The 6,061-nt window shown below is 42.1% G+C and carries 5 protein-coding genes; 4 read left to right on the top strand and 1 reads right to left on the bottom strand.

The annotated features are described in order from the left end of the window. Nucleotides 1–78 precede the first annotated feature (78 nt). Nucleotides 79–738, bottom strand: coding sequence for a YcxB family protein (locus JMY08_RS04480; protein WP_201591292.1), 660 nt, complete (start codon nucleotides 736–738; stop codon nucleotides 79–81). Between the two features lie 435 nt (nucleotides 739–1,173). Between JMY08_RS04480 and serS the strand changes: the two genes are divergently transcribed. From serS to JMY08_RS04460, 4 genes are all read left to right on the top strand, one after another. Next, nucleotides 1,174–2,460, top strand: coding sequence for a serine--tRNA ligase (serS, locus tag JMY08_RS04475; protein WP_201591290.1), 1,287 nt, complete (start codon nucleotides 1,174–1,176; stop codon nucleotides 2,458–2,460). A gap of 13 nt (nucleotides 2,461–2,473) precedes the next feature. Next, nucleotides 2,474–2,854, top strand: a complete 381-nt coding sequence (locus tag JMY08_RS04470) for a hypothetical protein (RefSeq protein ID WP_010196404.1) — start codon at nucleotides 2,474–2,476, stop codon at nucleotides 2,852–2,854. Between the two features lie 93 nt (nucleotides 2,855–2,947). Continuing rightward, nucleotides 2,948–4,945: a transketolase gene (tkt, locus tag JMY08_RS04465; RefSeq protein WP_201591287.1), complete on the top strand. Its 1,998-nt coding sequence runs from the start codon at nucleotides 2,948–2,950 to the stop codon at nucleotides 4,943–4,945. A gap of 217 nt (nucleotides 4,946–5,162) precedes the next feature. Next, nucleotides 5,163–6,047, top strand: coding sequence for a hypothetical protein (locus tag JMY08_RS04460; protein ID WP_201591284.1), 885 nt, complete (start codon nucleotides 5,163–5,165; stop codon nucleotides 6,045–6,047). Nucleotides 6,048–6,061: the final 14 nt, after the last annotated feature.

Below are 6,061 nucleotides of genomic sequence, written 5' to 3'. Positions count from 1 at the left end.
ATTTTATGATTGGTTTTATAAAACTATAATTGGCTTTCTCTACCATTACTATAAATGATAGAGAAATGCTTAACTCTATTATGCTGGTGGCTGCAAGTTTTCAGGGTTTAGACCTTTAGAAGGAATCACTTCTAGTAAATGCTGACGTACTGTATCGATAGGAAATTTTTGTGCTTTCAGACGTTTAGGGACAATCTGACTGCCTTGTTGACCTTTCATCTCAAACATCATAAAGATATAGTCGTCCGTTTCATCCCAGCTTTTGATCGCAGTCCAAGGTATAACGGCTTGTTGAGTGTTGCTCGCGCGCATTTGCATGCCACGCATTTGTGAGTTTTTCATCATATCAGGTTGATTGACGGGCATTGCCATCACTAAGCCATGCTTTTGTACACCCAACTTCATCTGGCGCATTTCATCTGGCATCTCTTGATCCGCCACTTGTTTTTCGAATTCTCTTTTAACATACCATTTAAAACCTAAAGTGCGAACCAACAAATAAACCACCACTGAAACCAACATGACCCAAAAGATAATCGTGGAATAGCCGGTGACAAAGATTAACCCTGCAATGGCTAGTACCACCACCACCGCCATGATGATCCACTCTTTGGTCTTTAAACTTGATAGGCCAAATGAAGGGCTGGCACTGGCAAACAGTTCATACTGTGCTTGGTGAAATTCAGCCTCAGTCAGGTTTAAGGCGACAGGTTGGAGCGTGTAAGGATACAGAGCCATAAAGGTTTCTCAAATACTTGTGTTAAAAGTGTTGGATTTAAATCGCCGAAGTGGAGCAGCTATGCGGTACTTGGCTGAAAATGTAAGAAAGGCATGCGCTTATCTTACCGAAAAGTATTCCTAAATGAAACATATAAGCAGGTCTGTTCGCTGATAGACGCGATATTAATGGCATTAATAGAGAGGGGCAAGGCTTATTGGGGTGAGCTGAACGTTAGGCCATGTATTTGAGACAAATGTGATTTTCTATAGATAATAAAAGTAATAGATGAGAACTTAATCAAAAGTAGCCAAAACATGGTCAAAACTGCTGCGTCTTGGTATTATAGCGGCTACAAGACAGATTGATGCAAAACATAGCGGTGCATGCGCTAGGTAATTATTAATAATATTTTTTAACCCTTTTACTCACCTTTAGTGTTACAGGCAACTATTATGATTGATGCAAAACTCTTACGCGGCGATTTAATCGACTTACAACAGCAACTGGCCACTCGTGGTTATGCACTCGATATAGATTTTTGGCAAACAGTTGAGTCAGAGCGTAAATCTTTGCAGATCAAAACTGAAGAGTTGCAGTCGCGCCGTAATGCTGGTGCTAAGCAAGTAGGCGCGCTAAAAAAATCAGGCGAAGATGCCAGTGCGCTATTGGCTGAAATGCAAAGCGTCAGTGGTGAGATTAAAGCGGCTGAAGATGAATTGCGCACTTTACAAGAGCGTATCAACAAAGCCGCTATGCAAATCCCAAATATACCCGCAGCAGATGTGCCAGTGGGTACCTCAGAAGATGACAATGTAGAAGTGCGCAAGTGGGGTACACCGCGTGCGTTTGATTTTGAGATTCAAGATCATACCCATATCGGTGAGACACTTGGCATGCTTGATTTTGAAGCGGCGACCAAGCTGACTGGCAGTCGCTTTAATGTGCTAAAAGGACAGTTGGCGCAGATGCATCGCGCACTGATTCAATTTATGCTCAATACCCATACCATGAAGTACGGCTATCTTGAGACCTATGTGCCTTATATTGTGAATTCAGACAGCCTCAAAGGTACAGGGCAGCTGCCAAAGTTTGAAGATGATTTGTTTAAGCTAAAAAACCATACTAATAACGAAGACATGGATTTTTATTTGATTCCAACCGCTGAAGTACCAATGACCAACTTGGTACGTGGCGAGCGTTTAGATATTAGCGAGCTGCCGCTTAAGTTTACCGCGCATACGCCTTGTTTCCGTAGTGAAGCTGGCTCACATGGCCGTGATACCCGTGGTTTGATCCGTCAGCATCAGTTTGAAAAGGTTGAGATGGTCAATATTGCCACTAGCGATCAGTCTGATGAGTTGCTAGAAGCAATGACAGGACAAGCCGAATATATCTTGCAGCAGTTGAACCTGCCATACCGCACGGTTCAGCTATGTACGGGTGATATGGGCTTTGCAGCACAAAAGACTTATGACATCGAAGTATGGTTACCGAGCCAAGATACGTACCGTGAAATCTCAAGCTGCTCTAACTGCGGTGACTTCCAAGCGCGCCGCATGGGTACGCGTGTCAAAGACGGCAAGCAAACCAGCTTGGCTCATACTTTGAACGGGTCAGGCTTGGCTGTTGGTCGTACGTTGCTAGCTGTCATGGAAAATCATCAAAACGCAGATGGCAGTATCACCATTCCAGAAGTATTGCGTCCGTTTATGGGCGGTGCTGAAAGAATAGAAGTTTGATAATAGTCACGTCATGAATACATTGTCTACAATTGATCAGCTCAATTACTCACAATATCTCATCCACGGTCAAAGTAGTGGTGACAATTTGTTAGGCTTTGAAATAGATGCCAATGTGTATTTCTGTTGTATGGAAAACAATCTTGGTTGCGACTTTCTTTATCAAGAGCGTCATGATGATGCAAATTGTATGCTCACGTTGTGTTGCAACTTTGCGCACAATGTAAGCCATCAGCAAATGGCAGATTATCTAGAGGAGAAATGGCTTCAATATGTTTGCTATCAAGAATTTGAGAAACACTATATTGAAGTCGTTAACGGTCAGTTGATTTTTTATTATGTGACCCGATCAAGTTGTGGATTAGGCGTAACAGGGAAAATTGTTGCCACTTAGTTTATAATGAGCCATCTATTCCAGTATCTAAGCAAATTTAGTTCAATAACTTTTTTCAATCAAGTAAACTCTCCTTTAATCTTAGGACACTCTATGCCAGCTCCAATTAGCGAACGTAAATTAGCCAATGCCATCCGTGTACTGTCGTTTGACGCGGTTCAAAAAGCCAATTCTGGTCATCCAGGTGCTCCGATGGGCATGGCTGATATTGCTGAAGTTCTGTGGCGCAAGTTTTTGAAGCACAACCCAACCGATCCACAGTGGCACAACCGTGACCGCTTTGTATTATCGAATGGCCATGGCTCAATGCTTATTTATTCATTGCTGCATTTATCTGGTTATGACGTCAGCGTTGATGATCTTAAGGGTTTCCGCCAACTGCATTCAAAAACTCCAGGTCATCCTGAGCTTGGCTATACACCAGGTGTTGAGACGACTACTGGTCCACTAGGTCAAGGTATTGCTAATGCCGTTGGTTTTGCAATTGCAGAAAAAACCCTAGCCGCGCAGTTCAATCGTGACGGCCATAACATCGTTGACCATAACACCTATGCATTCTTAGGCGATGGTTGCTTGATGGAAGGTATCAGTCATGAAGTGTGCTCATTGGCTGGCACGTTAGGTCTTGGCAAGTTAGTCTTCTTCTATGATGACAATGGCATCTCTATCGATGGTAATGTCGAAGGCTGGTTCACAGATGATACGCAAGCGCGTTTTGAGTCTTACGGTTGGCAAGTTATCAAAGTAGATGGTCATGATGCCGATGCGATCACGCAGGCAACTGAGCAGGCTCTTAAAGAGACTACCAAACCAAGTCTTTTGATTTGCAAAACCACGATCGGTGCTGGTAGCCCGAACAAACAAGGTCTAGCAGCCAGTCATGGCGCACCACTAGGTGATGACGAAATTGCTTTGACTCGTGATGCATTGTCTTGGAAGCATGCGCCATTTGAATTAGATGACGAAATCTATGAAGCGTGGGATGCTAAAGCCAAAGGTGACGTACAGCAAAAGAACTGGGAAGCGGACTTTGATGCTTATAAGAAAGCCTATCCTGAACTGGCATCTGAGCTATTGCGTCGTCTAAATGGTGATTTGCCTGCTGACTTTGATAGCCAAGCACAAGCCTATATTCAGCAAACGCAAGAAGCGGGCGGCGATGTTGCTAGCCGTAAAGCCAGTCAAAACGCCATCAATACCTTACAACCATTATTACCAGAATTGCTAGGCGGTTCAGCGGATCTAGCTGGCTCGAACCTGACGCTATTCAAAGGCGCTAAAGGCATCGAAAAAGATGCTGACGGCAACTATATCTATTATGGCGTGCGCGAGTTCGGTATGACCGCGATTGCCAATGGTATCGCATTGCATGGCGGCTTTATTCCTTACGTAGCAACCTTCCTGATGTTTATGGAATACGCACGTAACGCGGTACGCATGGGCGCATTGATGAAGCAGCGCGTCATCCATGTCTATACGCACGACTCTATCGGTCTGGGTGAAGATGGCCCAACGCATCAGCCAGTTGAGCAATTGACTAGCCTACGTACTACGCCAAATCTGCGTACATGGCGTCCGTGTGATGCGACTGAATCTGCAAGTGCTTGGGTAGAAGCAATCAAATCAGAAAATAACCCATCAGCATTGATCTTTAGCCGTCAAAGCTTGCCACATCAAGCACGTGACAGCGAGCAAGTAGCGAACATCACCAAAGGTGGTTATGTACTTGCGAAAGAGCAGGGCGAGCTACAAGCTATTATCATCGCGACTGGTTCAGAAGTTGGCCTAGCGATGGAAGCGTATGAAGCGTTGAGCGCAAATGGTGTTGGCGTCCGTGTGGTGTCTATGCCATGTGCAGAGATTTTCGTTGAGCAAGATGCTAGCTATCGTGAAGCCGTATTACCTGCCAATATCCGTGCTCGCGTAGCTGTAGAAGCCGCGCATGTGGATTACTGGTATAAGTTTGTTGGTCTAGATGGCAAAGTCATCGGCATGACCACTTATGGCGAATCTGCTCCTGCAGACCAGTTGTACAAAGAGTTTGGTATTACGACTGACGCTGTGGTTGAAGCGGTAAATAGTTTGGTGTAATAGACCTAACTTAGTTAGTGTTTAAAAAAGAGCTACTAGAGAAATCTAGTGGCTTTTTTTTATGGTTTTTATTTGTCACTATTCTTATTCACATGCCTTTATCTACATAGCCAAAGGCGTATAGATTAATGTATAAATGCTAAAGGTGTCTCAAGAGAATTATTGTATGATAGATTAAAATGTATTTAAATTTTAAGGCTATTGATTGGATATTATAATGATTAAAAAATTAATAAGTGATATTAGTTACGATAAAGTTTCGATAACTCAGGCATTAACGAGAGCCAAAATTATTGCATATCAAATAGATAATGATGAGTTTAAAGACTGGATAAATAGAGAGCTTAATGGCTATGATAACGAAGAATCAGTACCAAATTATCGTCAACTGAGTTGTGATATATTTGCTCAGCTAGATGATACATATCATGGGACTAGAATTGTCCCAATCGACTTATCAAGCATAGACAATCAGGTCGATTGGGATATCTATCGAATAACACATACTGGGAGTATAAGCAGTATTGAGGAAAATTACTTAAATTCCGAAAGTTCAAATGAAACATATGGCTATATAGATTTTCCAATTAAAATGGTAATTCCCATTCGAAAAATGACACAGCGCTATGATATATCTGCAATTAAGAGAAAATTACAGTTTAGTCAGTTAGGGGATATCTTGAACATGACCAAACAGTCGTTGCTTGACACATTATTAGAATTAAACAAAGCATTTCCTAATCTTAAGGATGATTATATGATTGATGCAGAAAAGAAAGAAATAGCAAGTCAAATTATCACTACGAATATCTATGGTAATAATGCAAGTTCGAACGTTGGAGTTGGCAAGGATTTCACTCAAGGCATTAGTAATAGCTATACGGAAAAAGTAGAGCAAGTCCTTAATGATTTAAGGCAGTTAGGTGTTCCAAATGAAGACATTAATGAATTAGAAAATATTATTAACAATGAGCCAGATAAAAATAAACTTGGTGCGAAGTTTCTTGTTTGGTCATCGGCGCTCATGACAAAGGCTGTTGAAAAAGGTATAGATGTCAAAGTCCCTGAAGTTTTAGATGCGATTCAAAACCTTATAGTCTAAGATTTTTAGAGTAA

It is taken from the genome of Psychrobacter sp. Pi2-51 (assembly GCF_904846665.1).
In the GTDB taxonomy this organism is placed as follows: domain Bacteria; phylum Pseudomonadota; class Gammaproteobacteria; order Pseudomonadales; family Moraxellaceae; genus Psychrobacter; species Psychrobacter glaciei.
This window is presented reverse-complemented; position numbering and strand designations above follow the sequence as displayed.

What these genes read in the sequence shown, in the direction of transcription:
- serS (WP_201591290.1), top strand. Translation starts at nt 1,174, where the DNA reads ATGATTGATGCAAAACTCTTACGCGGCGATTTAATCGACTTACAACAG.
- JMY08_RS04480 (WP_201591292.1), bottom strand. Translation starts at nt 738, where the DNA reads ATGGCTCTGTATCCTTACACGCTCCAACCTGTCGCCTTAAACCTGACT.
- tkt (WP_201591287.1), top strand. Translation starts at nt 2,948, where the DNA reads ATGCCAGCTCCAATTAGCGAACGTAAATTAGCCAATGCCATCCGTGTA.
- JMY08_RS04460 (WP_201591284.1), top strand. Translation starts at nt 5,163, where the DNA reads ATGATTAAAAAATTAATAAGTGATATTAGTTACGATAAAGTTTCGATA.
- JMY08_RS04470 (WP_010196404.1), top strand. Translation starts at nt 2,474, where the DNA reads ATGAATACATTGTCTACAATTGATCAGCTCAATTACTCACAATATCTC.